This is a genomic window from Ruegeria sp. CG8 (genome assembly GCF_056537165.1).
The window spans coordinates 521,207-545,442 of the sequence record NZ_JBQFRA010000002.1 but is presented as its reverse complement, the minus strand read 5'-3'; the positions used below and the strand labels follow the sequence as shown (position 1 = coordinate 545,442).

Here is a 24,236-nt window from a genome sequence, read left to right as displayed (position 1 = left end):
AACTGCCTGCGGGCTTGCGTTATTTTGATTTGAGAGGATTTGGGTATGCTTGGAACGGCTGGAGGGAAGCTGGTCAAGGCAGTCGCTCTGACGGCGGGAATCGCGCTGAGCGTGATGCCGGGGCGCTCGGTTTTGGCGGACAATCTGACCGACGCGTTCATCGGTGCATACAACACAAGCGGGCTGTTGGAACAGAACCGCGCCTTGCTGCGCGCTGCCGACGAAGACGTTGCAATCGCGTTGTCGGCCCTGCGCCCGATCATCAACTGGACCGTCCGTGTCAGCCAGGATTACGCCAAGACCCGCGCCGGAACTGTGGTGTCGACGGTCGAACCATCGCGCTTCTTCTCGGGGTTAACGCTGAGCCAGCTGGTCTATGACGGCGGTGCATCGATTCTCGGGAAACAGTCGGCTCAGGAAACAGTTCTGGCAACCCGCCAGGCATTGATCGATATTGAGCAACAGGTTCTGTTCCGCGCAACGACGGCTTATCTGAGTGTTCTGCTGCAGGAAGAAACGGTTCAGATTCGCCAGAACAACGTCAATCTCTCGGGCGAGGAACTGCGGGCCACGCAAGACCGTTTTGAAGTCGGTGAGGTCACCCGAACCGACGTCGCGCTGTCCGAAGCGCAGTTGGCAAGCTCGCAGGCTGATCTGGCCGATGCGCGAGGCGACCTGAGCACCGCCCAAGCGGAATACGTGAACGCCGTCGGCAAACAGCCTGGCCGTACAGCGGGCCAGCCGCGTCTGCCGAAGCTGCCCGGTTCATTGGCCGAGGCCATCAGCTTGGCACAAAGAAACCACCCGGCAATCCTTTCGGCGCAGCATCAGGTGCGTGCCTTGGATCTGACAGTGCAGCAGCAGCGCGCGGGTCTCGGTCCGAATGTCAGCTTGAACGCGGACGCGGGGATCACGGAAAGCTATGACAACGACGACTATACCAACGATGCGTCCATCTCGTTGAATTTCAATCAGCCCATCTATGCCGGTGGTCGATTGGCGGCCAACGTGCGCCGCGCAATGGCTCAGCGGGATGCATCGCGCGCCAACCTTCTGAATGTGCAGAAAGACATCACTCAGGGTGTGACGGACGCCTATGTGCGCTTTGAAACGGCCACTGCCAGCCTGCGGGCATCCGTCGAACGGGTACGCGCATCGCAGGTCGCCTTTGACGGGATTCGCGAAGAGGCCACGTTGGGGGCTCGGACCACGCTGGACGTTCTGACCGCTCAGCAGGATTTGCTTGACGCACAATTGGCCGAAGTTGCCTCGCGGACGGAACGGTCGCTGGCTGCCTATCAGTTGTTGCAGGCACAAGGTCTGTTGACCGCCGAGCGCCTTGGACTGGCGGTCCAAATTTATGACCCGACGCTCTACTATAACCTGGTCAAAAAAGCGCCAGCACAGATCAGCAAGCAAAGCCGCGACCTGGATCGAGTTCTCAAAGCTTTGCGGCGCGAGTGATCAGCCACACTATCTGTTGTTAGGTTCGACCGGATTGGATACACTAGTCCAAAAGGTCAGAGCGGTAGAGAACAATGACGGATAGCAGTGTCAAAGCAGGTGTCGAAGACGTATTGTCGTCGATCAAGCGTTTGGTCAGCGAAGAAGGGCGCAAGGTCCCGAACCTGATCAAAGCGACTGCGGCCCGCAAGCCGGGACGCCTGGTTTTGACGGATGCCCTGCGGGTTGGCACATCGGCCGAGGATCCAAAAGCACCTTTGAAACTGGCCCAAAAGATCTCGGCTGAGGCGGCCTCGCAGCATGCTGCGAATGTCGAGGCGGTGCGCCCGGCCAACGACCTGTCACAACCTATGCGGTTGCGGTCTTGCGATATCGTTCGTCCCGGAACCCCGGCAATCAACGACATTGGCGGCGAGTCTTCGGATGATCGCGAAGGCCGCAGGGATCTGGCCGGCAGCCTGAGCGCCAAGATCGCAGCTCTTGAGGCTGCGATTGCGCGGACCGAAGATCAGTGGGAGCCTGACGGTGAAAGCGACGACGCTTATTCCGGCACGCGCACCGACACGGTCAGTTGGGCCTCGGACACCGGGTTTTCGACGTCGAAGGATGCGGCTGCGTCCGAAGCTGAGATGGACGCTGACAGCGACGAGGAAACAACGCCTGCCACGTTTATCCGCGACAATCGGGATGCCTCAGAGGCCGAAGTAAAGCTGGATCAGGAAACGCCGGCGATGGCGACCGGCACGATGGATGAAGACGAATTGCGCGAGTTGATCGCAGACATCGTCCGTCAGGAACTGCAGGGCGCGCTGGGTGAACGTATCACCCGCAACATTCGCAAGCTGGTGCGGCGCGAGATCAACCGCGCTTTGGCCGCTCAGACTTTGGATTGACGCTCAGCCGAACCGAGGCTCGGCTGTCAGTGACAGCAGGGCATCAAGGTCCATATGCTGTTCAAGGTGATCGGCCAAAGACTCCAACGTTTGCTCAACACTGACTTCGTATGCCAGTTCCGACCTGGCTCCAAACCGCTGTAGAAACGACGCGCGGAAGGCGTCTGACGCGAAAATGCCGTGCAAATAGCTTCCCAGAACGCGCCCGTCTCTCGATGCGGCGCCTTCCGGGCGCCCTTCCACCTGCAACCACGCGCGGGCAGTATCCGGACCTTGGGTGCGCCCCATGTGGATTTCGTAGCCGGTGACAGGCTCGCCGCCGGGCAAGGCCTGCGCTGATCGCAGTTCGACCCGTTTTTCCCCGGACATAACCGTTTCCACGTCCAGCAAACCCAGCCCATCGACGCTGCCGGGTCTGCCGTCCACTCCATCGGGGTCGGCGATCACCCGGCCCAGCATCTGATACCCGCCGCAAAGGCCAAGAACATGGCCGCCCCGCCGAACGTGTGCATACAGGTCGATGTCCCAACCCTGTTTGCGGAAAAAGACCAAATCTCCGATCGTTGATTTGCTGCCCGGCAGAATCACCAGATCCGCGTCACCGGGAAGGGGGCGGCCAGCCGGAATGATCTCGACCGAAACACCCGGCTCGGCGGATAGCGGGTCCAAATCATCGAAATTCGCCATGCGCTCCAGTTGCGGCACCGCAACCTTGCAGGTGCCGCCGGCGTGCGAGCGGATATCCATCATGTCCTCGGCCGGTAGTTTCCAAGCATCGTCAAACCAGGGAACGACGCCCAGGCAAGGCCATCCGGTGCGTGCCGCAATGTCGTCGCGCCCGTCATCAAACAGGCTGACGTCTCCCTTGAAGCGATTGACTGCAAAGCCGCGGATCATTGCAAGATCGGCACTGTCCAGCACTGTGTGGGTACCGACGATCTGCGCTACGACGCCGCCCCGGTGAATGTCTCCCACCAGTATGACGGGCACATCTGCGGCGCAGGCAAAGCCCATGTTGGCGATGTCGCCTGCCCGCAGATTGGTTTCGGCCGGACTGCCGGCGCCCTCGACCAGCACAAGGTCGGCATCTTGGCAAAGTCTGGCAAAGCTCTCGAGCGCGGCGTTCAGAAGCTTGGATTTGTCCTTGCGATAGTCCTTGGCCCGCATCGTTCCCGCCCGCTTGCCCTGAACGATCACTTGCGCACCGGTATCGGTTTCCGGCTTCAGAAGGATTGGATTCATGTCCGTATGCGGCGGGCGCCCCGCCGCCCGGGCCTGCAGCGCCTGGGCGCGGCCAATCTCGCCTCCATTTGCCGCCACTGCGGCGTTGTTGGACATGTTCTGCGGTTTGAAGGGGGCAACCTTCAACCCTCGCCGCGCAAAGGCCCGGGCCAGCCCGGCCACAAGCATCGACTTGCCGACGTTGCTGCCGGTCCCCTGAATCATGATCGCGCGAACCATCTGAGCCTCCTGCGGATGTTGGCAGATGACCGCATTTATTCAGCCGACGAAAGCGTGGATCGGGCCATTTGCACGACGAATGCGACTATTCCGCTGCGTACAGGGCAAAAAAAAGCGCGCCGAAAGTACCGGCGCGCGTTTTTGGGTCGGGCAAAGCCTTAGGCGGCTTCGGCCTGCTGTGCAGCGTTGCGGCGTTCGCTTTCTTCGCGCGACAGGGCGACGGAGGTACGCACGCCACGGCCAACGAACTCCATCAGTCCGTGGACAACCCGTTCGTTCGGGTCGATGCCAGCGCAGGACAGCACTTCGCGCCCATCGCGCGAGCGTGCCCAGCGGGCGATTTGTTCCGGGCCATTGCCGTATTTCTTGTCATCGGCGATGGCATCATCGAGTGCAGCCAGCACAACGGCCGCGAAAAGTTTGCGGGCACGGTTGCCTTGCTCATTGTTAAAGGCGGTGCCGTCAACGAAATCTCTCATCTCGTTTTCCTTGTTGTTCTTGCTCTTGTAATTTTCGGCGTGGCGGTCCTTATGACCTATTTAGTGCGATTCGGATACACCTAATTTGCATAGTTGCGTTGCGTCATTTGCATGGCTCTCTGCAGGTGCAGCACTAGGTTTCGTTGTATTGCATGGATCGGTCCCGCCAGATATAGGGACGACAACTGACGCATCAACCATGTGTGAAGGAAATATGTCATGCCCAAGATCAATGGGAACGAAATTCGCCCGGGCAATGTGCTTGAGCATAACGGCGGTCTGTGGGCGGCGGTCAAGGTCGATCACGTCAAACCGGGCAAAGGCGGTGCCTTTGCACAGGTGGAATTGCGGAACCTGCGCAACGGTTCGAAACTGAACGAGCGGTTCCGTTCAGCGGACAAGGTCGAGCGTGTTCGGTTGGAGCAGAAAGACCAGCAGTTCCTGTATGAAAGCGACGGGATGCTGGTATTCATGGATGCCGAGACCTATGAACAGATTGAATTGCCTGCAGATTTGCTGGGTGACCGTCGTCCGTTCCTTCAGGACGGGATGACCATCGTGGTCGAATTCTATGAAAGCGAGGCGCTGAACGCGACGCTGCCTCAGAAAGTCGTCTGCAAGGTCGTCGAGACTGAACCGGTCGTTAAAGGTCAGACTGCGGCGAACTCGTTCAAGCCGGCGGTTCTGGACAACGGGGTCAAAGTCATGGTGCCGCCGTTCATCGCGCAGGACGAGATGATCGTCGTGAACACCGAGACCATGGAATATTCCGAGCGCGCGTAACGTCGCGTCATACTCGGAGAAAGACCAAGAAACCGCGCCGCTATTCGGCGCGGTTTTTTTCTTGCGAGGCGGCCCCGCCCCGGCGGTAGCGGGCGCGGTCCGGGCCGAACAGTTCCAGCAACAGCTCGAACTTGATGCGATTGGCGCTGACCTGTCGGTAAAAAGCGATGAGAAACCCGGTCGGCCCTTGGATCCGGGCCAGACCGCTGGTCGCGGCGACCACGGTTCCCACGTCGGTTTCTCCTTGCAGAACCAGCCATCCGCCCAGCATCAGAACACCGACGGTGCCTGCACCGTTGATCACGCTCAGCAGAAACTTGGCCGACAATTTCCACAGGAACATCCGCCGCCGGGTGTCGTAGATCGCGTCGAACTGGTCGTGCACCTCTTGAGTCACGGCCTCGATGTTTTCGATCGTCAGATGGTCGGTCGCGCTACGCAATATGCGGACGCGGTCCGCCACGAACACGTTCACCTTTCTCTGCGAGACGAGAACGATGAGGATCTGCGGCGCGATCATCGAAAGGGCGATCAGTCCCAGCCAGGGTTGCGTCGACGAGATGTAGCCAATCACGCTGACCAAGGTTCCGATCTGTACGACCGGGTCCGAGAACGCGCCTCCGGCGAATTTGCCCAGTTCTTCGGCTTCGGCAGAGATGGCCGTCGTCATGGTTCCCTTGCGGACATTCTGGCCGGACTCGTCCACGTCCACGGTGCGGGCCAGCAAAAGCTGACGGATCCGACGGATCATGTCTTCGCCCAATGTCCCCGCGCGATATCCCAGCACCCACTTCAGGGCGAGGCTCAGCAGGATCACCCCCATCATGCCGGCACCCAGCAGCAGGAGATGGGGCGCCTCGATATTGTCCGAGGTCAGATGGTTGATGATGTCCCGTTGAAACTCCAACGGGGCCGCGGCAAGAGCCGCGACCGACAAGGACAACAGGATCAGTATGACTTGCCGTCCGGCGCTGGCGCGCCAGATGGCTGAATACAGTTGGAGCATGCAGGCACCCGATCAGCCAAGTGCCTCAAGTCTTACCGTGTGGCCGGGCCGGATAAAACGTTTACAAAGCAGCCCGGTTAGTGGTCGTGCCGGTTGGGCAACAGGCTCAATCCAGCAGACGCAGGCGGGCGTCTCCGGCCAGCATGTCGTCGCCCGCCCGATCAAGGCGCAGATAGGCGATGGCCTGTCCGTTTGATTGGGTGAACAGCGTACCAGCTGGCTTTCCCGCCGAGAGGATTTCGGAGCCGACCGGAGCCGCACCGTCGATGGCGACAACCCGCAGCCCCTTGCGCAACTGGGTCTTGTGCTTCATGCGGGCGGTTACCTCTTGCCCGACATAGCAACCCTTTTTGAAATCGACGCCGTTGAGCGGCTCGAATCCGGCCTCGAGGATATACGTGTCCGGTGTCAGCTCGATCCCGGTTTCCGGGATGCAATAACGCACCCGAATTGCGTCCCAATCCGTTCCATCTTCGGCTTCGGGAGCGTCAGAATATGCGCGCCAGCCCATATCGGGGTGACGAGGATCGGGCAGGGCGCCTTCGGGCGCGGGCCCGGTTCCGCGTTGCAAGTGCAAGTTGGTTTCCTCGATACGCACGTCCGCCCGCAGCTTGTACATGTTCAGCCGCTTGATCAGTGCATCCGCCATCCCCTCAGCCACGTCCAGCAGCACCGAGTCGCCATCGCGTTTCAGAAAGAAATCGGCCAGGTACTTGCCCTGCGGGGTCAGGATGGCCGCGTAGACAAGACCATCGTCCAGCTTGCGGGTGTCATTGGTGACCAGACCTTGCAAGAAGCTGTCGGTATCCGTGCCGGTCAGGCGCAAAATGCGGCGGGTGCTCATCTTTGGGTCCTCGTCATTGCCCTGAGAGCGGTGATATAAGCGAACCCGTTGCCAAGACCAGAGGTTTCGAACGTGTCCGCCCCGATCAGCATCGTGATTCCGACATTCGATTCCCAAACCGAACTCGCGCGCTCGCTGATGACCCTGATGGAAGGTCTGCACGCCGGTCTGATCCGCGAACTTGTCATCGCCGATGGAGGGTCGACCGATCATACGTTGCGTATTGCCGATGAAGCAGGTGCCCGGATCGTTGCCGGGGCCGGGTCTCGTACCGCGCAGCTGCGCGTGGGATGCGACGCCGCGGTGGGCGACTGGTTGCTGATCATCCTTCCAGGGACCGAGCTTGAGCCCGGATGGACCGATGCGGTGGCCGAGCACCTTGTAACGCGGCGTCCGGGTGTGTTCCGCCTTGGGTTCCGGTCCTCAGGCCTGATGCCGAGTTTGACGGCAGGCTGGGCCAATCTGCGCAGCCGGGTCTTTGGACTGGCGTTTGGTGATCAGGGTCTGCTGCTGCCGGCGCAATTGTACAAGGCCGCCGGTGAATATCCGGATCAACCGGGGAAGGAGGGGGCGTTCATGCGCTCTCTGCCGCGCGCGACTCTTTTGCGGGCGCGTGCCATTACAGGTGCCGGGCGCCGTGGTCGGACGCGTCCTGAGGCGCCGCCTCAGTAACCCCGGTCGTAGATGCTTCAGGGGGTGGCTGCCGCGCCGGCGGCTCGGTGATGAGGTTGGACCGCAACTCGACAACAGATTTGCCCAACCGGAATGGTGCCGCAAAGCTGACAAGACACAGCGCGATGATCTGTAGCACGAGAATGTGGGCGTTTTCCTGGAGGTACTCCCACTCTCCTTTCAGTTTGGCGACCTGAGCGATCAGGTCATCATAGCTTTGCGCGAGGATCATATAGTCTCCGGCGATTGCCGGCACTTTCCGCCGCATGTTGTCGATCGCGGTCTGCGTTTCTTCGTCCAGCGTGGTGAATACCAGGAATTGCTCGATGTCGAAGGCATCGGCCTTGGCGGCCATGTCCTGAATGTCATCCATCTGGCCTCGGGACCGTGCGCCGAAGATGAAGTTCAGGCCCTGCAGCGGCGCAACTTCGTTGGTGACGGCGATGAACAGCGGCAGGTCGGCGTTGCTGGCGGTCGAGGCCGACAGGAACTCGACCTTGTCGCACAAAACCGCCGTGTCCGGGTCATAGGCCGGATCGCAGAACCGCAGTCGGAACCGCGCGGCGTCGCGGTCGAAGGCCAGTGTCGCCGCATAGGCAACGTCGATCTGCCTGTCCAGCCTTGAACTGTCGGATTTGTAGAGCCCCGCCATGACCGCCACCAGCGCGCCCAGCCCACCCAACACGACCCACACGAGGTCGGCCAGCTTCCATGCCCGGTGACCCGCTGGTTTGCGAAACAGGAACGCGGTGCCAATCGATCCGGCCAGAAAGAACAGCAACAGCAGGGGCAGCTGGTAGTCGGTGATGAAGCTCATGCACCCGAGTTAAAGTGGTCAGTCTTCCCACGCAACAGCGATCACGTGCAGTTGTAACGCGTGTCAGGATGCCCATACTCGGGTCAGGGACCGGAGGGAGAACGTGATGACCAAAGAGATTGTGCTGATCCACGGGGCGTTCGCCGGGCCGTGGTGCATGGCGGACTATGCGGGGTTCTTCCGCGCCCGTGGATGGACGGTGCACACTCCGGCGCTGAGGTTCCATGGCGGCGATCCTGCAGCCGAGCCCGATGCGGGTCTGACCGACACCAGCGTGCTGGATTATGCCAACGACATTGCAGAACTCGTCCAGGGGTTGGACAGCAAACCCGTGATCCTCGGGCATGCCATTGCGGGCGTTGTTGCCCAGCAGGTTGCGTCTCGCGGGCTGGCCAGCGCCATCGTGTTGATCAACCCGAACGCGGCCTGGGGCACCCTGCCGGAAACCGATGACGAACGCGCCGTGCCGCGCGCCTTGATGGAGGGCGGGGCGTTCTGGAAGCAGCCCATGCGCGTCGATTTCGACCTGATGGTCCCCTTCGCGCTGAACAAAATGCCTGAGGCCCAGCAACATGCCGTGTTCGATCGACTTGGCCCGGAAAGCGGGCGGGTGATGTTCGAAATGTTTTTCTGGATGTTCGACGATCACCACGCGATGAAGGTTGATATCGACAAGGTCGACTGCCCGGTTCTGATCGTTTCAGGCTCGGAGGACAGGGCGGTGAACCCCAACACCTGCCGTGCGTTGGCGAAACTCTATGGCGACCTCGCGACCTTTCTGTCCGCAGAAGGTCACGCGCATTTTCTGTTCATGGAGCCCGGTTGGGAAAAGCCAGCCGCACAGATTGCGGACTGGCTGGACCAGACGCTGGGCTAGGGGCCGTTCAGGGCTTATTTGCTGACCTGAAACGTGCTCTGCGGCCGCCAACGCAGCACGCCGTCGCTTTCACGGTAACAACGCAACAGGCGTTCCTGCACCGTGCTCACCGTGCTGGTGACGGTGTTGTCACCGACCATCAGCACAAAGGCGTCCTCGGAATAGGCCATACCTTCGTAATAGCAGAACCGGGTCTCGGCGCCGTCGGGGATGGGGGATGCGGTGCTGAGCATCTGCTGCGCGGGGGCTGCCGAGGCCATCAGGGTCAGGGCCAGCCCGAGGGTCAAAGTTTTCATGTCGTCCTCCCGTTCGGATATCCGTTTTTCAAATTGGGTCTTGGACGCTCGGAACCTCAAAGCTCGTTCTTGGATGACGGGTTGAGGGTTAGTGTGATCGGGATCAAAGGGTTAGGCAAGGGGGGTGCGATGTGCCGGGCTGAAGCCCGGCGTACGGGAGGGAGATGTGCCTTGCCGTCCCCGGATTACTTGATGCAGAGCCTTAAGTACGCGCCTGACCCGCCCCCACGTGCGGGCGCGAGGGTTGTGGCAAAGTAGGATGGGTGTGTATACCCATCGTAGTGTTGCAAAGAGGACCAAATGATGGGCGCATTCACCCATCCTACTCTTGTTGCGATTGCTATTTCAGCAGTATTTGGGATTTTTGTTTCACGACTTTAAAGTCGCGAAATGATGCTCTAGCGGTGCATATTTTGACGCCATCATAACCACTCAGTGCCTTCTGGAATTGAGAGGAGGTTAAATGCGACCTCGCACCGATAATGATTTCTTTCAGTCTTAGCCCTTCGTTAAATGACTCGAAGAACAAATTTGCTCCGCGAGCCTTCAATTCCTTCTGATGGCCGGTCAACTCGACGTAGCCTCTCCACTCATTTTCATATTCCCAATGTTTGCTTTTTGTTTTTTGAGAAAAATCCAGCAAAGTCTTCAGCTCGGCATCGTTTCCAAGAGCCCATCGGTCGAAATTTCTAAACCTATCGACATAATTAATAGGAACAACACCGCCCAAAACATCAAATCCGAGGCAAACACCTACGTGATTGCTAGCGTAATGACCCCACATCGTTGGGTGATTCCATTCACTGCTAAATGAGATAAAACCATAGTCCTGCGAAAACTGATCGATTGTATCACGCCATGCTTTTCGTATGTCTCGATTATCACCGAAATCAAACGGCATCATCTCGAATATATATCATTCACTTCGTTGGGGAAAGATAACTTCAATTGACGTCTTGCAACGATTTCTAGAGCAAAGTCTGGTCCCGTGTAGTAGTAGAGACGTTTTGTTTCACTCAAACATCCAACTCCTCCACGAACCGCGCGTTCTCCTGAATGTATTGGAACCGCAGTTCGGGCTTCTTGCCCATCAGGCGCTCGACAAGGTCTCCGGTCTCGCCGGGTTCGTCCTCGTCGATGGTGACGCGGATCAATTTGCGCGACTTGGGGTCCATCGTGGTTTCTTTCAGGTCCTTGGCGTCCATCTCGCCCAGACCCTTGAAGCGGCTGACGTCGATCTTGCCTTTGCCGCCCAGACCTTTTTCCAACCATTCGTCGCGCTCGGCTTCGTCCAGGCAGTAGACGCGCTTGGCGCCTTGGGTCAGGCGGTAGAGTGGCGGGCAGGCCAGGTACAGGTGGCCCGCGTCGATCATCGGGCGCATCTGGGTGAAGAAGAAGGTCATCAGCAGTGAGGCGATATGCGCGCCGTCCACGTCGGCGTCGGTCATGATGATGACCTTGTCATAGCGCAAGTCGTCGAGGTTGAACTTGGTGCCCAGCCCGACGCCAAGGGCCTGCGTCAGGTCGTTGATCTCGGCGTTGGTACCCAGTTTCGAGCTGGCCGCGCCCAGTACGTTCAGGATCTTGCCGCGCAGGGGCAGCAGGGCCTGTGTCTTGCGGTCGCGGGCCATCTTGGCCGAGCCGCCAGCCGAGTCGCCCTCGACGATGAATAATTCGGTGCCGTCACGTGTTGAACTACTACAGTCCACCAACTTGCCGGGAAGACGGAGTTTCTTAGTGGCGGACTTGCGTTGTGTTTCCTTCTCGGCCCGTCGGCGCAGGCGCTCCTCAGCCCGCAGGATGAGGAAGTCCAGAATGGCGCCGGCGGATTTGGTGTCGGCGGCCAGCCAGTTGTCGAAATGGTCGCGGACCGAGTTTTCGACCAGCCGCTGCGCCTCGACCGTGGCAAGACGGTCCTTGGTCTGGCCGACGAATTCGGGTTCACGGATGAAGCACGAGACCAGCGCGCAGCCCCCGGTGATCAGGTCATCGCGGGTGATCTGGGCGGCCTTCTTGTTGTTGATCAGTTCACCGTAGGCCTTGATGCCCTTGAGGATCGCGGCCCAGAAGCCCGCCACGTGGGTGCCGCCCTCGGGCGTCGGAACGGTGTTGCAGTAGGACTGGATGAAGCCATCGCGCGACGGCGTCCAGTTGATCGCCCATTCCACCTTGCCGGGGGTGCCGAATTTCTCGTTGAAATCGACGGTTCCAGCGAAGGGCTGTTCGGAATAGGTCGAGGAGCCGTTCATCGTCTCCTTGAGGTAGTCCGACAGGCCGCCGGGGAAGTGGAAGGTAGCCTCGGTGGGCGTCTCGCCGTCGTCGATTGCGGTTTTCCAGCGGATTTCAACGCCCGAGAACAGGTAGGCCTTGGAGCGGATCGATTTGAACAGGCGGGCGGGTTTGAACCTGTGGTGGCCGAAGATTTCGGGGTCGGCGTGGAAGGTGACGGTGGTGCCGCGCCGATTGGGAGCCGAGCCCACCTTTTCGACCGGACCCAGTGGGATGCCGCGCGAAAAGCGCTGTTCGTACAGCTCCTTATTGCGGGCCACCTGTACGACCATCGAATCCGACAGGGCGTTGACAACCGAGGCGCCCACGCCGTGCAGACCGCCCGAGGTCTGGTAGGCCTTGCCCGAGAACTTGCCGCCCGCGTGCAGGGTGCACAGGATCACCTCGAGCGCGGATTTATCGGGGAATTTCGGGTGCGGGTCGATCGGAATACCGCGGCCGTTGTCGCGCACAGTCAGGGCGTAATCGTCGTGCAGTTCCACCTCGATACGGTTGGCATGGCCGGCAACGGCCTCGTCCATCGAATTGTCGAGGATTTCGGCCACCATGTGGTGCAGTGCCCGTTCGTCGGTGCCGCCGATATACATGCCGGGGCGTTTGCGCACGGGCTCCAGACCTTCGAGGACCTCGATCGAGGAGGCGTCGTAGGTGGTGGCGGATTCGGGCGTCAACAGGTCGTCGGGCATGGGTGCTGCTCTTGTTTTTGGGTTTGGCCCATTATGGCAGGTGATGTGGGTCGGGGGAAGAGGGACGCGAGGTGTTGTATCAAACTTGCGGGCGGTGGCGGGTTGCAAAACGGGTAGTTTTCCCGCTGAGTTGCGGAAATCGTGGAGGAGCAGGTGATGAGCTGGATTAAGACGATACCATTCGACGAGGCCCGCGGTCGGTTGAAGACGCTGTATGACCGGGTCACGGGGCCTGGGAACAATGTGGACAACATCATGATGGTGCATTCCCTGCGTCCACATTCGATGGAAGGTCACATGGCGCTCTACAAGAACGTGCTGCACCATTCGGGAAACTCGGTTCCCAAGTGGTTTCTGGAAGTGCTCGGGGTCTGGGTCAGCTCGCTGAATCGCTGCGGCTATTGTGTCGAGCATCATTTCAGCGGGTTGCAGCGACTCTTGGGCGACGAGCAGCGCGGCTTGGCCATCCGCGCGGCGGTCGAGGCGGAAACACCCGAGACGGCGCCGTTGGACCCCGCACAGATGGCGGCGATGGAATATGCCCGAAAACTGACCGAGAACCCGGCTGGCCTAGCGGCGGCGGATATCGACGCGTTGCGATCTGTTGGTTGGGACGATGGTGAGATCCTGGAGATCAATCAGGTCTGCGCCTATTTCTCCTATGCCAACCGGACCGTTCTGGGGCTTGGCTGTTCGACCAAGGGCGACATTTTGGGGTTGTCTCCGAACAATTCGGACAATCCGGATGACTGGGGCCATCGGTGAAAGGCGCTGCCTCTTGCGTCCTTTAGTGCAGGGCGAAGAGTTGGCTTAGTTGTCCTGAACCCAATCGAGAATAGCGTCGGCCACCGCCTGAGGTTTCTGGTGATGCAGCCAATGGTCTGTACCGTCGATCTGCATGCGGGTCAGGTTGGGTGCGAACTCCTCCAGCCCATCGGTGCATTCGGGAAGCAAGGCTTTGTCCCGCGGCCCCCACAGAAGCAAATGCGGGCAGCGGACTCTCAATCTGTCAACGGGCAGTTCCGGAAGGTCCGTGCACGGCGCGCCCGGCTCAGCCACCACAAGGGGTGAGGCTCGGTACCAGTTCAGCATGGCGTCGAGCCGTCCCGGGCGGGCCCATTCGGTGCGATAGTCACCCATGCGCGCGTCGCTCATCCAGTCCAGCCCCATGCCGTGCCGGAAGAATTGTTCGAGCTTGGCGAAGTTGTCGGCCGAAAGAAATTCGGCTGCATCAGGCGCGCGCAGGCGGTTGATGTATTGCGAAGCCTCAGACTGTTTGCCTCCTGCCGCAAGTTCGCGCTGGAACGGGACAGGGTGAACACCGTTGGCGATGATCAGGCGGCTGACCAACTTGGGGTGGAACATGGCAATTCCGTAAGCCACCGAGGCGCCCCAATCATGTCCCAGCACAGTGACGGGGTCGCCAACCTGCTCGATCAGCACGGCCATGTCCGACACCAGCTTTGACAGCGCATAGTTCGAAATACCCTCGGGGGCCCAGCTTTGACCATAGCCACGCTGGTCCGGCGCGATGCAGTGAAAGCGGTCCGACAGGTGCGGGGCCAGGTCGGACCACGCGCCGCCATACTCCGGGAAACCGTGCAACATCAAAAGCGTAGGCAGGTTGGGATCGCCCCAGCGGCGGACGAAGAACGGGTGGCCGTTGAGGTCGAAGAATTCGCTGTCCATGCGGGATGCCCCTGACTGAGTTCACACCTGCAGAGTTTTCGGAGCCGTCGCCGAAGTCAACTTGATACGGATCAACGCGGAAAAGATGCAGATCTGCTAGGCGTTTCGGCGGACAGTGACACAGGAGAGAGCATATGGACGCAGTGATCCGAAAAAAGACGACCGCAGCCCCCGTGGCCGTCATGGCCAAACCGAACGCGGACACCGAAGCGCCCACCCGCGAAAAGATCCGGCAGGCCTTTGAAAGCGGGGAGTATCCGTATCGCTCGAAATTGTCCCGGGCGGCTTATGAAAAGCAGAAGGCCCAGTTGCAGGCCGAATTGTTGAAGGTGCAGTTGTGGGCGCAGGAGACCGGGCAGAAGTTCGTGCTGTTGTTCGAGGGTCGCGACGCCGCCGGCAAGGGCGGCACCATCAAGCGGTTCATGGAGCATCTGAACCCGCGTCAGGCACGGGTGGTGGCGCTGAACAAGCCGACCTGGGAGGAGAAGGGCCAGTGGTATTACCAGCGCTATATCCAGGAATTGCCCACCGTCGGCGAAATGGTCTTTTATGACCGGTCCTGGTACAACCGGGCCGGGGTCGAGCGGGTGATGGGGTTCTGCACCCCGAACGAATACCTCGAGTTCATGCGCCAGACGCCCGAGTTGGAGCGCATGATGGTTCGGTCGGGAATCCAGCTTTATAAATACTGGTTCTCGGTGACACGGGATGAGCAGCTGCGCCGTTTCAAAAGCCGCGAGACGGACCCGCTGAAGCAATGGAAACTGTCGCCCATCGACAAGGCCAGCTTGGACAAATGGGATGACTACACCGAGGCGAAAGAGGCGATGTTCTTCTATACCGACACCGCCGACGCGCCTTGGACCATCGTCAAGTCGAACGACAAGAAGCGCGCCCGGCTGAACTGCATGCGGCATTTCCTGTCGACGCTGGATTATCCGGACAAGGATCATGGCATCGTGGGCCAGCCCGATCCTCTGATCGTGGGGCAGGCACATCATGTGGTCCACCGGTCGGATCACATCCTTGGTACGGCGATCCATCCCGAGGCGCGCGTCACCTGATTGGCCCGACGGGCGTCACCGAGGTCTCGAAGTGAAATTTCAGAGATCTCCCCTTGCCCCGGCTCGGGGCCGCGCATATGGCTGGCGGGATGAGAAAGGTCATGACATATCCCGCCCATTTCCGGGCCATTGCTGTGCTGGGGCTGCCGTTGATCGGTGGTCATCTGGCGCAATTCGCCATTGGCCTGACGGATACGATCATGCTGGGCTGGTATGGCGTCGAGGCACTGGCCGCGGTGACGCTGGCCAGCAGCTTTTACTTTGTTCTGTTTCTTTTCGGAGGCGGATTTGGCCTGGCCGTCATGCCTATGGTCGCGACCGCGGCCGCCGAGGAGGATGAAACCAGCATTCGGCGCAGCACCCGAATGGGTCTGTGGCTGTCGCTGCTGTATGGCATGCTGGTCATGCCGCTGTTGTGGTGGTCCTACCCGATTCTGATCGCCACGGATCAGGATCCGCAAGTGGCGCAAACCGCGTCCGAGTATCTGCGGGTCGCGGGCTGGGGCCTGTTCCCGGCGCTGGTGGTCATGGTTCTAAAATCCTATCTGGCCGCTCTGGAGCGCACGCAGATCGTGCTGTGGATCACCGTCGCGGCGGCAGTGGTCAACGGACTTACGAATTATGCGCTGATCTTCGGCAACTGGGGCGCGCCGGAACTGGGCGTGATGGGGGCCGCGATTGCGTCGGTGGTCACGCAGAGCGTGTCGCTGGTGGCCGTGATCATTTACGCGGTGAAAGTCCTGCCGGAACATAACCTGTTCCAGCGGTTCTGGCGCCCGGATTGGGAAATGTTGCTGAGCGTCCTGAAGCTGGGTGTGCCCATCGGTCTGACCTTGTTGGCCGAAGTGTCTCTGTTCGCCATGTCCGCCTTCATGATGGGTTGGATCGGGCAGGTGCCGCTGGCGGCGCACGGGATTGCGCTGAACCTGGCGTCGGCGACGTTCATGGTGCATCTGGGCCTGTCGAATGCAGCAACGATCCGGGCCGGCAACGCGCTGGGCCGCAAGGATCGACCGCATCTCGAGAAAGGCGCAATTGCGGTCACTGGCATGTCCCTTGTGGTGTCAGTGCTGACAATCATCCTGTTCCTGACCTGCGCCGAGCCGCTCATCTCGGTATTTGTCGAACCGGACGACCCGCAGCGCCCCCAGATTCTGGCCATCGGGACCGGTCTGCTGGCCATGGCGGCCCTGTTCCAGTTGGTGGACGGCGCGCAGGTAATCGCTCTGGGCCTTCTGCGGGGGTTGCAAGACGCCAAGGTGCCCATGGTTATGGCGGGCCTCAGCTATTGGGTCGTGGGGATCCCCGCATCCTACTACTTTGGTTTCGTGCAAGGCATGGCCGGGATCGGAGTTTGGCTTGGCCTTGTTCTGGGCCTGGCCTGCGCGGCAGTCATGCTGATGGGACGGTTCTGGCTGCGATCCGTCCGCGTGGTTGGTGCGCCCGCCGCATAGCGACAACCGGCAGGCTCAGCCCTTGTCCAGCCGATCGGCCTTCTTGCGCACCAGTACCGTGCGCAGGTCGTGCATCGCCAGCAGCAACCGGTCCGTAATGTCTTCCAGCTGGGTATCGGTCGCCTTGGACTGGGCCCACTGCGTGGTCAGGTTCAGGTGATCGATCGTGCGGTGGATGTCGTCGACGTCGCGCCGCGCAAGCAGGGCTTTGCGTTCGTCCATCCAACGGGCGATTTCGACTTTGTCGGCTTCGGTCAGGGTACCCTGACCATGCGGCTTGACCTCGCCGTTGCGGATGTTGATCACCGCGATCTGGTCCATTTCGATCCGGCGCTGCCGGTTCTCCGTGTCGATCTTGAACACGACCGCGCCGTTCTCGCGGACGCGAAAGTAATATTCGGGCAGTGCTGCGGACATGACGAATCTCGGTCTTAGCTCAGGGACGCGCAAAACCGCTGGATGCGGGTGCAGGCCTCGGTCAAGGCTTCGTCCGAAGTCGCGTAGCTGACGCGGAAATTGGGGCTGAGGCCGAACGCCGCTCCAAACACTACGGCTACGTCGGCTTCCTCCAATAGGGCAGTCGCGAAGGCCTCGTCGGTGTCGATGACCGTGCCGGCCGGCGTGGTCTTGCCGATCAACCCGGCAATGGACGGATAGACGTAGAATGCGCCCTCGGGAGTGGGGCAGGTGATGCCGTCAATCTGGTTCAGCATCCCGACCACAAGATCGCGTCGGCGTTTGAAAGTTTCATTGTTCGGGGCAAGGAAGTCTTGGGTGCCGTTCAGGGCCTCGACCGCGGCCCACTGGCTGATCGAGCAAGGGTTCGACGTGGATTGCGACTGGATCTTGCGCATGGCCGCGATCAGCTCGACAGGGCCTGCGGCATAGCCGATACGCCAGCCGGTCATGGCATAGGCCTTGGAGACACCGTTGCACGTGAGCGTGCGATCATACAGCCCGGGTTCGACTTCGGCTGGCGTGCAGAACTCAAACCCGTCATAGGCCAGGTGTTCATACATGTCGTCCGACATGATCCAGACATGAGGATGCCGCATCAGAACATCGGTCAGAGCCTTGAGTTCGGCGCGGCTGTACCCGGCGCCGGTCGGGTTCGACGGCGAGTTGAAGATGAACCATTTGGTGTTTGGCGTGATTGCGGCTTCCAGCTGGTCTGGGGTCAGCTTGAAGCTGTTTTCCAGTGTGGTCTCAACCACGACAGGCGAACCGCCCGCAAGCAGCACCATGTCCGGATAGCTGACCCAGTAGGGGGCGGGAATGATCACTTCGTCGCCCGGGTTCATCGTCGCCATCAGCGCATTGTACAGCGTCTGCTTGCCACCTGTTCCGACCGAGATCTGTGCGGGCGTATAGTCCAGCCCGTGGTCACGTTTCATCTTGGCGCAAGCGGCCTGTTTCAGCTCGGGAATGCCGTCAGGCGCGGTGTATTTCGTTTTACCGGCGGCGATTGCGGCAACGGCTGCGTCCTTGATGTTCTGCGGCGTGTCGAAATCGGGCTCACCTGCGCTGAGGCCGATGACGTCCCGTCCGGCGGCCTTCAACTCGGCGGCTTTGGCCGTCATGGCAATGGTCGGCGAAGGTTTGACGCGCGACAGTGTCGCAGACAGAAAGCTCATGGCGGGCCCCGGTTTGTATGTTGCTCAGGACTGTCATAGGGTGCCGCCGAAACACGATCAAGCGATATGCTTTTGAAGAACTGGAGAGTTTGATGAGCGACGAAACCGACTGGTTCGGACCCGAGGCCGCGACATTCGGAGACCGCGTGGCCGGCGCGCGCGAAGCCGCCGGTATGACCCAGACCCAACTGGCCCGCCGGCTGGGTGTCAAGAAGTCCACTGTGGTGGCCTGGGAGAATGACCTGTCAGAACCGCGCGCCAACAAGCTGTCGATGATGGCAGGTATGTTGAACGTGTCGATCATGTGGCTGCTAACCGGTGAAGGCGAGGGCATGGATGCTCCGGATATCGCGGAAGCCGCGGATATGGAGCTGGCACCGCTGGTCGCGGAGTTGCGCGCCATCCGAGGTGAGATGCGCGCCAGTTCCGAGCGCCTTGCGCGGGTCGAGAAAACGCTGCGGCTGAAGCTGGAGAAAGGCGAATGAACGACATCCGGATCAAGCGGCTGAAGATGCGGTCGATGCGGCGCGGCATCAAGGAAATGGACATAATTCTGTCTGCCTATGCCGACCAGCGGCTTGAGCGGATGTCTGCGACCGAATTGGACCTGTACGAAGCTTTGTTGCACGAAAACGATCAGGACCTCTACCAATGGGTAACCGGGCAGGTCGCCGCCCCTGAACACTACGCGAGCATGATCTTCGATATCTCGCAAGTATTTCAAAAATAATGGCAAAACAGACTTAACAGATTCTTCGGGATTTCGCGTCAAAGTTTCCTGAACGGCGCGATTGAATCGGAGGATCGGATGAGTTTGGAATTGCAGGTCTCCGCACCCGGAACCAAAGGGTTCATGTCCAGCTATCTTGAGGCGCTGGCATTGGTTGAACGTCTGCATCGGTTGCTTCTGGACGTCATAAAGGACGAGTTCGAGCGGGTCGGCGTTCTGGAAATCAACGCGGTGCAGGCGCTGCTGCTGTTCAACATCGGTGACCACGAGGTGACTGCCGGTGAACTCAAAAGCCGCGGCTATTATCAAGGCAGCAATGTCAGTTACAACCTCAAGAAACTGGTCGAGATGGGGTTCATGCATCACCAGAGATGCGAGATTGACCGACGTTCGGTGCGGGTGCGTCTGACACCTCGGGGGCGGGAAATCCGTGACATCGTGGCCGATCTCTTCTCGCGGCACGCCGAAGGGCTACAGGCCAAAGGTGTCCTTGGCACCGAAGGGATCGAAGAGATTACCAGCGCTTTGCGCCGGGTTGAACGGTATTGGACGGATCAGATCCGGTACATCTACTGACTACCGCCGTTCAATGACAAAACTTGGGACAGGGTCAGCGAATCCAGCTCTCTGATCAGCTTGCGCGTCATCGCGTCTTCGTAGGCTTCAAATCCCAAAGCGGTTTCGACGAAGGCTCCGGGCCCCAGAATGACCCAAGCGTTGTAATAGGCCGACAACTCTCCGATTTGCACATACCGCTTGTCCCCGGTGCTGGGATCATCGGCTCCGATCACGAGCCCATTGATCGTGATGCCGGTTGCCTGCAGTTGGGCTTTAGCTTCTCTGGGATGGAGGCCGACATTGTGCTTGCCATCTCCTGAGAGGTCCAGCGTCCGCTTCAAGCAGGCGGCTTGGGCATCCAACAAATCAGCCCCGTACTGCATGGCAGACCCCACCGCTGTGCCCTGAGGTGCCGATGACCGACGCGTGGATTGCAGACGTTGCGCAATCCCGGACAAATCGGTCGGGGACCGAATGTCGGTCCAGCCGACCAACAGCCGCTGGAAACCTGCTTCGCTCCATTCGAAAACGGCGATCCGAACGGGGGCTTCGGGATTCGACAGGATCAGCCGTTCCACCTCCGGCCGTTGCAATGCAGCGGCCAAGCCGTCCAATTGAAGCCGGTATTCGTTGCTGTCGACTGAGCCGGAAACATCCAACCCAAGCGCCAGGGCTTGCCGGCATTGAGCAGCGGCCGGGCTGCCCAAGGCCAAACAACACAGAGCCAGCGCACGGGTAATCATTTTGCGTTGCGCCCCAACGCGCCGACCTGAAGGCTGGTCAATTCCCGTTCCAGCTTGCGTCGCATGGCGCGCTCAAAGTCTTCGAACCCTTGCGCGATTTCCAAAAAGGCGTTTGGCCCATGCAAGACGTTGTTCTCAAAAAACGGGATGAGGAACAGCTCCCCTTCGAAATCCGCCGCATTTATGACCAACCCATTCACGGTTATGCGGTCGAAGGGAAAGTGGCGATAGGCGATCTGCGGACCGTAGCCGTCATTGTTCGAGCCGTCCCCGGACAGGTCAATCGTTTGAAACAGGCATTGCGGAGCCTGCTCCATCAGCGAGGCCCCGAAAGCCAGAGCATATCCCATGGCGGTGGCCGAGCCGCTGTCAGATCTTTGGGACTCGCTCACCTGTGTCGCTGCAACAAGCAGATCAGCCTCGGTTTGGATCAGGCGCCAGGGAAGGACGATGTACTGGGCGTCGCGACCGCTCCACTCATAAACCGTCAGGGCCACGGGCAGTGGCGAGGAAAAGAACGCTTTCCGGACTTCCGGAGCGATCAAGGCTGAAGCCAGGCCCTGCCGCTGCAGGGCGTCTTCTTTGGCGTCGACCGAAACGGAGATGTCCAAGGCAAGCGCCAAGGCCAGCCGGCAGTTTTGGGCCTCAGCAGAGCTGGCCAGAACGGCCAGCCCCAATCCTGTCAGCCAGCGGATCACCAGTGGCCGGTGCTTTCCATGCTGGCCCAAGGTTCGGCCGGGGGCAGGGCATCGCCATTCTGCAGCAGTTCAACCGAAATGTTGTCAGGCGAGCGCACGAACGCCATGCGCCCATCGCGAGGAGGGCGGTTGATGACGACACCATTGTCGGCAAGGTGCTGACAGGTCTCGTAAATGTTGTCGACCCCATAGGCCAGGTGGCCGAAATGGCGGCTGTCGCTTGGCAAACCCTCATCGCCATCCCAGTTCCATGTCAGCTCGATCGGCCTGTCCTCCTGACCCGGAGGGGCCATGAAGATCAGCGAAAACCGCCCTTCCTCGCTGTCGTAACGGCGGGTTTCCTGGAGACCCAGCAGCTTGTAGAAGGCCATGGATTTTTCCAAATCCTTAACGCGCACCATGGTGTGGAGGTATCTCAGCCCCATCTCGGCGATCCTTTCGGTGTTGATGATTGTGTGCAGCTTAGCGCGCTGCAGGGGCGTGTCGAGGGGGCGGTCGCAGAGAAACCGAAAAATGCGCGACGCAGCACACATATGGCGGTTTTAGTGCTGATGTTGCCGATATATAGTGGTCGGCGACTCATTTCAAAAACGAGGTATGTCCATGCCGCTGTCCGCCGAACAACTGGCCGAGATCGAAGAGCAACGCGCACAAACGCAGTCGACCCGCCGTGTTGTGGCTCCGGGTATGGAACAGCACCTCTACACTGCGCATCCTGTTCTGGACCACGGATTCGTGCGGGTCATCGACTATATGGGCGATGATGCTGCGATCTGCCAGGCGGCCCGCGTGTCCTATGGCAAAGGTACGAAGTCCGTACAGAATGACGAGGGGTTGATCCGCTATCTGATGCGCCACTGGCATTCGACCCCTTTCGAGATGTGCGAAGTGAAACTGCACGTGAAACTGCCGGTCTTCGTGGCCCGTCAGTGGATCCGCCACCGGACGGCCAACGTGAACGAATACTCGGCCCGCTATTCGATCCTTGACCGGGAATTCTACATTCCCGCGCCGGATCAGCTTGCGGCGCAATCAGCGATCAACAATCAGGGGCGGGGCGAGGCGCTGCAGGGCGAAGAGGCTGCGCGCGTGCTGGACATTCTCAAGGCCGACAGCGCCCGCTGCTACGACAATTACGAAGCGATGATCGGCCAGGATGGCCAGCAGGGTCTGGCGCGCGAACTGGCGCGGATGAACCTGCCGGCGAACATCTACACGCAGTGGTATTGGAAGGTGGACCTGCACAATCTGTTCCACTTCCTGCGCCTGCGGGCAGATCCGCATGCGCAATACGAGATCCGCGTCTATGCCGAAACCATGTGCAAGATCGTGGCCGACTGGGTACCGTTCGCGTACAAGGCGTTCGAAGACTATCGCCTGGGTGCGGTCAACCTGTCGGCGCAGATGGTCGAAGCGCTGCGTCGGATGCTGAAGGGCGAGCAGGTGACGCAGGAAAACTCCGGCATGACCGCGCGCGAATGGCGCGAGTTCGAAGCGGTGATCCGCGAAGGCTGATCGCCACCTGTTCGAATTGTCATGATCCTGTTACACTTTGAGCATGACGTTCAGCTTTAAGTTTAGAACTGCGGCGATCGCTTTGTTGCTGGGCCAGCCGGCCTACGCAAAGTCGCCAATAGCTGAAGTGATCTGCGAGCCCACGGCGCGGATGCATGACAAACTGCGCCACCAATTCGGGGCGCAGCAGACCGCCTCTGGTGTTCGGGGACCCGAGCAGATCATGGAGGTGTGGACCAGCCGTCGCGGTGACTGGACCCTTGTCGTAACCTATGCGACCGGGACGTCCTGCATTGTGGCCATGGGCGATAACTGGACAAACCGCACCGAGGCCGACCCGACGCGAGGTTAGACTATCCGGGAAGAGGGTGGACAACGGCCTGTCAATTGGCCGTTGACCTTGTTTCGTCGCACCCGCCAGTTGGCGGGCCCTTTTACAATGGCTTCAAATCAGCCGCCATTTGGCGGCCGTCACGTCCGTCCTGCAACTCGTACGAGACTTTCTGATTGTCGGCGAGTCCGGTCAGGCCGGATCGTTCTACGGCCGAGATATGCACAAACACATCCTTACCCCCTTCATCGGGGGCAATAAAACCATAGCCTTTGGTCGTATTGAACCACTTCACGGTGCCGGTTGGCATTTCCCGTGTCTCCTTCTCCTTGCGCGTCACCCAGCAAATCGGCAGGGCATAGTCAAAGCGACCACAAACCCACGCAGTTCCGAACGAACGAGACGGCGTAAATTGTGTGTTTCGCCTTTTTCAACATTGCACGGTGAAGTAAAAAATCAAGGAATACTGGGTTAACCTATTCGTTTTGCCCGAAATTGCTGCAACGACCGGAGTAGATACATCATGCGCCTTTTTGGCCTGAAGACCTGCGATACCTGCCGTAAGGCATTGAAATCACTGCCTGATGCCGAATTCATTGATGTCCGAGGTGCGGGTGTTCCTTCGGAGGTGCTGGCCAAAGCGTTTGACCAGTTCGGCGAAGCCTTGCTCAACACCCGCTCGACAACTTGGCGTGGATTGGACGACGATCAACGCTCGCGACCACCGCTGGAACTGCTGGCGGATCATCCTGCCCTGATGAAGCGTCCGCTGATCGAACGTGACGGGCACTTGTTCCTGGGCTGGACCCCGCAAACCCGCGCAGCCCTTGGCATTGCTTGAATGGGTGACTATCTGAACCGGCGCAACAATCAGGAATACTTCATGCGAAACGCAGCGATGATATTGGGTGTCATTGCCGGTCTGGTCGGAATGATCGTCGGTTTTTTTGGGTACGGGTTTGTCGAGCTTGTGGATCGTTACGGCGAGATCGAGGGGCTGGCAGAGCAGGTGGAAAACCCCCACCTTATCAAGACAGCATCGATTCTGGCGCCGTTGCTGGCGATTGCCGGGGGGGCCATGGCGCATGCGCGTGCTCTGTTGGCCGGTGTGTTGTTGCTGATTTCCGCGGCGGGGATGTACTACGCTTTTGGCTTCGGCGTGTTCACCATGTTCCCGATTGCCTTCGCCGGCGTCGCGGGGCTGCTTGGGATCGCCGCGGGCAAGCCGGACGAACCCAAGGCGCATTTCTAGA

At 59.9% G+C, this 24,236-nt stretch carries 30 protein-coding genes; 15 read left to right on the top strand and 15 right to left on the bottom strand.

All coding sequences use genetic code 11. From position 1 onward, the window contains the following. Positions 1–45: 45 nt before the first annotated feature. Both ACR0EF_RS08715 and ACR0EF_RS08710 read left to right on the top strand, forming a co-directional pair. Positions 46–1,464 carry a TolC family outer membrane protein gene (locus tag ACR0EF_RS08715; protein ID WP_170338225.1) on the top strand — a complete coding sequence of 473 codons (1,419 nt, stop codon included), beginning with the start codon at positions 46–48 and terminating at the stop codon, positions 1,462–1,464. 74 nt (positions 1,465–1,538) lie between these two features. Further along, positions 1,539–2,357 (top strand): hypothetical protein, encoded by an 819-nt coding sequence (locus ACR0EF_RS08710; RefSeq protein ID WP_170338226.1) that lies wholly within the window; start codon positions 1,539–1,541, stop codon positions 2,355–2,357. A 3-nt stretch (positions 2,358–2,360) separates the two neighbouring features. Here the strand turns inward: ACR0EF_RS08710 and ACR0EF_RS08705 are convergent, their stop codons facing one another. Together ACR0EF_RS08705 and ACR0EF_RS08700 are read right to left on the bottom strand one after the other, a co-directional pair. Then, positions 2,361–3,818 (bottom strand): cobyric acid synthase, encoded by a 1,458-nt coding sequence (locus ACR0EF_RS08705; RefSeq protein ID WP_170372170.1) that lies wholly within the window; start codon positions 3,816–3,818, stop codon positions 2,361–2,363. A gap of 158 nt (positions 3,819–3,976) precedes the next feature. After that, positions 3,977–4,297 (bottom strand): DUF6280 family protein, encoded by a 321-nt coding sequence (locus ACR0EF_RS08700; RefSeq protein ID WP_093962585.1) that lies wholly within the window; start codon positions 4,295–4,297, stop codon positions 3,977–3,979. A gap of 219 nt (positions 4,298–4,516) precedes the next feature. Between ACR0EF_RS08700 and efp the strand changes: the two genes are divergently transcribed. Then, positions 4,517–5,080: an elongation factor P gene (gene efp / locus ACR0EF_RS08695; protein WP_093962584.1), complete on the top strand. Its 564-nt coding sequence runs from the start codon at positions 4,517–4,519 to the stop codon at positions 5,078–5,080. A 40-nt stretch (positions 5,081–5,120) separates the two neighbouring features. On the opposite strand, the gene ACR0EF_RS08690 is transcribed toward efp, so the two are convergent. Next, positions 5,121–6,086: an ABC transporter transmembrane domain-containing protein gene (locus ACR0EF_RS08690; protein WP_170372172.1), complete on the bottom strand. Its 966-nt coding sequence runs from the start codon at positions 6,084–6,086 to the stop codon at positions 5,121–5,123. 106 nt (positions 6,087–6,192) lie between these two features. Continuing rightward, positions 6,193–6,930, bottom strand: coding sequence for a CAF17-like 4Fe-4S cluster assembly/insertion protein YgfZ (ygfZ, locus tag ACR0EF_RS08685; protein ID WP_170372174.1), 738 nt, complete (start codon positions 6,928–6,930; stop codon positions 6,193–6,195). Between the two features lie 72 nt (positions 6,931–7,002). On the opposite strand from ygfZ, the gene ACR0EF_RS08680 reads away from it, so the two are divergent. Next, positions 7,003–7,602: a glycosyltransferase gene (locus ACR0EF_RS08680; protein ID WP_170372176.1), complete on the top strand. Its 600-nt coding sequence runs from the start codon at positions 7,003–7,005 to the stop codon at positions 7,600–7,602. Here ACR0EF_RS08680 and ACR0EF_RS08675 read toward each other — a convergent pair. Continuing rightward, positions 7,550–8,419, bottom strand: a complete 870-nt coding sequence (locus ACR0EF_RS08675; protein WP_254438857.1) for a hypothetical protein — start codon at positions 8,417–8,419, stop codon at positions 7,550–7,552. The genes ACR0EF_RS08680 and ACR0EF_RS08675 overlap by 53 nt on opposite strands. Positions 8,420–8,525: 106 nt before the next feature. On the opposite strand from ACR0EF_RS08675, the gene ACR0EF_RS08670 reads away from it, so the two are divergent. After that, complete coding sequence (locus tag ACR0EF_RS08670) at positions 8,526–9,296, top strand: alpha/beta hydrolase (protein ID WP_170372177.1); 771 nt, start codon at positions 8,526–8,528, stop codon at positions 9,294–9,296. A gap of 14 nt (positions 9,297–9,310) precedes the next feature. On the opposite strand, the gene ACR0EF_RS08665 is transcribed toward ACR0EF_RS08670, so the two are convergent. The 3 genes from ACR0EF_RS08665 to parE form a co-directional block, all read right to left on the bottom strand. Next, positions 9,311–9,592 carry a DUF1496 domain-containing protein gene (locus ACR0EF_RS08665; protein ID WP_170338238.1) on the bottom strand — a complete coding sequence of 94 codons (282 nt, stop codon included), beginning with the start codon at positions 9,590–9,592 and terminating at the stop codon, positions 9,311–9,313. Between the two features lie 340 nt (positions 9,593–9,932). Continuing rightward, positions 9,933–10,493: a DUF2971 domain-containing protein gene (locus ACR0EF_RS08660; protein ID WP_170372179.1), complete on the bottom strand. Its 561-nt coding sequence runs from the start codon at positions 10,491–10,493 to the stop codon at positions 9,933–9,935. Positions 10,494–10,608: 115 nt separating this feature from the next. Beyond that, positions 10,609–12,567 carry a DNA topoisomerase IV subunit B gene (gene parE, locus ACR0EF_RS08655; RefSeq protein WP_170372181.1) on the bottom strand — a complete coding sequence of 653 codons (1,959 nt, stop codon included), beginning with the start codon at positions 12,565–12,567 and terminating at the stop codon, positions 10,609–10,611. A 156-nt stretch (positions 12,568–12,723) separates the two neighbouring features. Between parE and ACR0EF_RS08650 the strand changes: the two genes are divergently transcribed. Continuing rightward, positions 12,724–13,332, top strand: a complete 609-nt coding sequence (locus ACR0EF_RS08650; RefSeq protein ID WP_170358483.1) for a carboxymuconolactone decarboxylase family protein — start codon at positions 12,724–12,726, stop codon at positions 13,330–13,332. Positions 13,333–13,377: 45 nt separating this feature from the next. Here ACR0EF_RS08650 and ACR0EF_RS08645 read toward each other — a convergent pair whose 3' ends face one another. Then, positions 13,378–14,256, bottom strand: coding sequence for an alpha/beta fold hydrolase (locus ACR0EF_RS08645; RefSeq protein WP_170372183.1), 879 nt, complete (start codon positions 14,254–14,256; stop codon positions 13,378–13,380). 182 nt (positions 14,257–14,438) lie between these two features. Between ACR0EF_RS08645 and ppk2 the strand changes: the two genes are divergently transcribed. Together ppk2 and ACR0EF_RS08635 are read left to right on the top strand one after the other, a co-directional pair. Beyond that, on the top strand, positions 14,439–15,320 hold the full coding sequence (gene ppk2, locus ACR0EF_RS08640; protein WP_254429372.1) for a polyphosphate kinase 2: 882 nt from the start codon (positions 14,439–14,441) through the stop codon (positions 15,318–15,320). Between the two features lie 101 nt (positions 15,321–15,421). After that, complete coding sequence (locus ACR0EF_RS08635; RefSeq protein ID WP_170372187.1) at positions 15,422–16,774, top strand: MATE family efflux transporter; 1,353 nt, start codon at positions 15,422–15,424, stop codon at positions 16,772–16,774. 15 nt (positions 16,775–16,789) lie between these two features. On the opposite strand, the gene ACR0EF_RS08630 is transcribed toward ACR0EF_RS08635, so the two are convergent. Both ACR0EF_RS08630 and ACR0EF_RS08625 read right to left on the bottom strand, forming a co-directional pair. Beyond that, a complete protein-coding gene (locus tag ACR0EF_RS08630; protein WP_170338253.1) occupies positions 16,790–17,191 on the bottom strand; it encodes a hypothetical protein in 402 nt (133 codons plus the stop codon). Positions 17,192–17,205: 14 nt separating this feature from the next. Then, complete coding sequence (locus ACR0EF_RS08625) at positions 17,206–18,408, bottom strand: pyridoxal phosphate-dependent aminotransferase (RefSeq protein ID WP_170363090.1); 1,203 nt, start codon at positions 18,406–18,408, stop codon at positions 17,206–17,208. A 92-nt stretch (positions 18,409–18,500) separates the two neighbouring features. On the opposite strand from ACR0EF_RS08625, the gene ACR0EF_RS08620 reads away from it, so the two are divergent. The 3 genes from ACR0EF_RS08620 to ACR0EF_RS08610 all read left to right on the top strand — a co-directional run bounded on the left by ACR0EF_RS08620 (position 18,501) and on the right by ACR0EF_RS08610 (position 19,714). Beyond that, positions 18,501–18,893: a helix-turn-helix domain-containing protein gene (locus ACR0EF_RS08620; protein WP_170363091.1), complete on the top strand. Its 393-nt coding sequence runs from the start codon at positions 18,501–18,503 to the stop codon at positions 18,891–18,893. After that, a complete protein-coding gene (locus ACR0EF_RS08615; protein ID WP_170338258.1) occupies positions 18,890–19,138 on the top strand; it encodes a succinate dehydrogenase assembly factor 2 in 249 nt (82 codons plus the stop codon). The genes ACR0EF_RS08620 and ACR0EF_RS08615 overlap by 4 nt, the downstream gene beginning before the upstream one ends. 78 nt (positions 19,139–19,216) lie before the next feature. Further along, complete coding sequence (locus ACR0EF_RS08610; protein WP_093962569.1) at positions 19,217–19,714, top strand: MarR family winged helix-turn-helix transcriptional regulator; 498 nt, start codon at positions 19,217–19,219, stop codon at positions 19,712–19,714. Here ACR0EF_RS08610 and ACR0EF_RS08605 read toward each other — a convergent pair. From ACR0EF_RS08605 to ACR0EF_RS08595, 3 genes are read right to left on the bottom strand one after another with little or no spacing between them, the layout of a single operon-like run. Next, on the bottom strand, positions 19,708–20,439 hold the full coding sequence (locus tag ACR0EF_RS08605; protein WP_170372189.1) for a DUF1194 domain-containing protein: 732 nt from the start codon (positions 20,437–20,439) through the stop codon (positions 19,708–19,710). The two genes, ACR0EF_RS08610 and ACR0EF_RS08605, sit on opposite strands and share 7 nt — an antisense overlap. Then, on the bottom strand, positions 20,436–21,167 hold the full coding sequence (locus ACR0EF_RS08600; protein WP_254433946.1) for a DUF1194 domain-containing protein: 732 nt from the start codon (positions 21,165–21,167) through the stop codon (positions 20,436–20,438). The genes ACR0EF_RS08605 and ACR0EF_RS08600 overlap by 4 nt, the downstream gene beginning before the upstream one ends. After that, the gene (locus ACR0EF_RS08595) at positions 21,134–21,562 is read right to left on the bottom strand and encodes a VOC family protein (protein WP_170337804.1); all 429 of its coding nucleotides are present in this window, start codon (positions 21,560–21,562) and stop codon (positions 21,134–21,136) included. The genes ACR0EF_RS08600 and ACR0EF_RS08595 overlap by 34 nt, the downstream gene beginning before the upstream one ends. A gap of 178 nt (positions 21,563–21,740) precedes the next feature. On the opposite strand from ACR0EF_RS08595, the gene thyX reads away from it, so the two are divergent. Together thyX and ACR0EF_RS08585 are read left to right on the top strand one after the other, a co-directional pair. After that, positions 21,741–22,652 carry an FAD-dependent thymidylate synthase gene (thyX, locus tag ACR0EF_RS08590; RefSeq protein WP_093962566.1) on the top strand — a complete coding sequence of 304 codons (912 nt, stop codon included), beginning with the start codon at positions 21,741–21,743 and terminating at the stop codon, positions 22,650–22,652. A 43-nt stretch (positions 22,653–22,695) separates the two neighbouring features. Then, entirely contained in the window at positions 22,696–23,004 is a 309-nt protein-coding gene (locus ACR0EF_RS08585; protein WP_170338263.1) for a hypothetical protein, read from the top strand. Positions 23,005–23,086: 82 nt separating this feature from the next. Here the strand turns inward: ACR0EF_RS08585 and ACR0EF_RS08580 are convergent, their stop codons facing one another. After that, positions 23,087–23,293 carry a cold-shock protein gene (locus ACR0EF_RS08580; protein ID WP_008758035.1) on the bottom strand — a complete coding sequence of 69 codons (207 nt, stop codon included), beginning with the start codon at positions 23,291–23,293 and terminating at the stop codon, positions 23,087–23,089. A gap of 213 nt (positions 23,294–23,506) precedes the next feature. On the opposite strand from ACR0EF_RS08580, the gene ACR0EF_RS08575 reads away from it, so the two are divergent. Together ACR0EF_RS08575 and ACR0EF_RS08570 are read left to right on the top strand one after the other, a co-directional pair. Continuing rightward, entirely contained in the window at positions 23,507–23,824 is a 318-nt protein-coding gene (locus tag ACR0EF_RS08575) for an ArsC/Spx/MgsR family protein (protein WP_093962565.1), read from the top strand. Positions 23,825–23,866: 42 nt separating this feature from the next. Next, complete coding sequence (locus tag ACR0EF_RS08570) at positions 23,867–24,235, top strand: Z-ring associated ZapG family protein (protein WP_170372509.1); 369 nt, start codon at positions 23,867–23,869, stop codon at positions 24,233–24,235. Position 24,236: the final 1 nt, after the last annotated feature.

Coding starts and splice junctions, on each gene's coding strand:
- ACR0EF_RS08715 (WP_170338225.1), top strand. CDS start 46: ATGCTTGGAACGGCTGGAGGGAAGCTGGTCAAGGCAGTCGCTCTGACG.
- ACR0EF_RS08710 (WP_170338226.1), top strand. CDS start 1,539: ATGACGGATAGCAGTGTCAAAGCAGGTGTCGAAGACGTATTGTCGTCG.
- ACR0EF_RS08705 (WP_170372170.1), bottom strand. CDS start 3,818: ATGGTTCGCGCGATCATGATTCAGGGGACCGGCAGCAACGTCGGCAAG.
- ACR0EF_RS08700 (WP_093962585.1), bottom strand. CDS start 4,297: ATGAGAGATTTCGTTGACGGCACCGCCTTTAACAATGAGCAAGGCAAC.
- efp (WP_093962584.1), top strand. CDS start 4,517: ATGCCCAAGATCAATGGGAACGAAATTCGCCCGGGCAATGTGCTTGAG.
- ACR0EF_RS08690 (WP_170372172.1), bottom strand. CDS start 6,086: ATGCTCCAACTGTATTCAGCCATCTGGCGCGCCAGCGCCGGACGGCAA.
- ygfZ (WP_170372174.1), bottom strand. CDS start 6,930: ATGAGCACCCGCCGCATTTTGCGCCTGACCGGCACGGATACCGACAGC.
- ACR0EF_RS08675 (WP_254438857.1), bottom strand. CDS start 8,419: ATGAGCTTCATCACCGACTACCAGCTGCCCCTGCTGTTGCTGTTCTTT.
- ACR0EF_RS08670 (WP_170372177.1), top strand. CDS start 8,526: ATGACCAAAGAGATTGTGCTGATCCACGGGGCGTTCGCCGGGCCGTGG.
- ACR0EF_RS08665 (WP_170338238.1), bottom strand. CDS start 9,592: ATGAAAACTTTGACCCTCGGGCTGGCCCTGACCCTGATGGCCTCGGCA.
- ACR0EF_RS08660 (WP_170372179.1), bottom strand. CDS start 10,493: ATGCCGTTTGATTTCGGTGATAATCGAGACATACGAAAAGCATGGCGT.
- parE (WP_170372181.1), bottom strand. CDS start 12,567: ATGCCCGACGACCTGTTGACGCCCGAATCCGCCACCACCTACGACGCC.
- ACR0EF_RS08650 (WP_170358483.1), top strand. CDS start 12,724: ATGAGCTGGATTAAGACGATACCATTCGACGAGGCCCGCGGTCGGTTG.
- ACR0EF_RS08645 (WP_170372183.1), bottom strand. CDS start 14,256: ATGGACAGCGAATTCTTCGACCTCAACGGCCACCCGTTCTTCGTCCGC.
- ppk2 (WP_254429372.1), top strand. CDS start 14,439: ATGGCCAAACCGAACGCGGACACCGAAGCGCCCACCCGCGAAAAGATC.
- ACR0EF_RS08635 (WP_170372187.1), top strand. CDS start 15,422: ATGACATATCCCGCCCATTTCCGGGCCATTGCTGTGCTGGGGCTGCCG.
- ACR0EF_RS08630 (WP_170338253.1), bottom strand. CDS start 17,191: ATGTCCGCAGCACTGCCCGAATATTACTTTCGCGTCCGCGAGAACGGC.
- ACR0EF_RS08625 (WP_170363090.1), bottom strand. CDS start 18,408: ATGAGCTTTCTGTCTGCGACACTGTCGCGCGTCAAACCTTCGCCGACC.
- ACR0EF_RS08620 (WP_170363091.1), top strand. CDS start 18,501: ATGAGCGACGAAACCGACTGGTTCGGACCCGAGGCCGCGACATTCGGA.
- ACR0EF_RS08615 (WP_170338258.1), top strand. CDS start 18,890: ATGAACGACATCCGGATCAAGCGGCTGAAGATGCGGTCGATGCGGCGC.
- ACR0EF_RS08610 (WP_093962569.1), top strand. CDS start 19,217: ATGAGTTTGGAATTGCAGGTCTCCGCACCCGGAACCAAAGGGTTCATG.
- ACR0EF_RS08605 (WP_170372189.1), bottom strand. CDS start 20,439: ATGATTACCCGTGCGCTGGCTCTGTGTTGTTTGGCCTTGGGCAGCCCG.
- ACR0EF_RS08595 (WP_170337804.1), bottom strand. CDS start 21,562: ATGGGGCTGAGATACCTCCACACCATGGTGCGCGTTAAGGATTTGGAA.
- thyX (WP_093962566.1), top strand. CDS start 21,741: ATGCCGCTGTCCGCCGAACAACTGGCCGAGATCGAAGAGCAACGCGCA.
- ACR0EF_RS08585 (WP_170338263.1), top strand. CDS start 22,696: ATGACGTTCAGCTTTAAGTTTAGAACTGCGGCGATCGCTTTGTTGCTG.
- ACR0EF_RS08580 (WP_008758035.1), bottom strand. CDS start 23,293: ATGCCAACCGGCACCGTGAAGTGGTTCAATACGACCAAAGGCTATGGT.
- ACR0EF_RS08575 (WP_093962565.1), top strand. CDS start 23,507: ATGCGCCTTTTTGGCCTGAAGACCTGCGATACCTGCCGTAAGGCATTG.
- ACR0EF_RS08570 (WP_170372509.1), top strand. CDS start 23,867: ATGCGAAACGCAGCGATGATATTGGGTGTCATTGCCGGTCTGGTCGGA.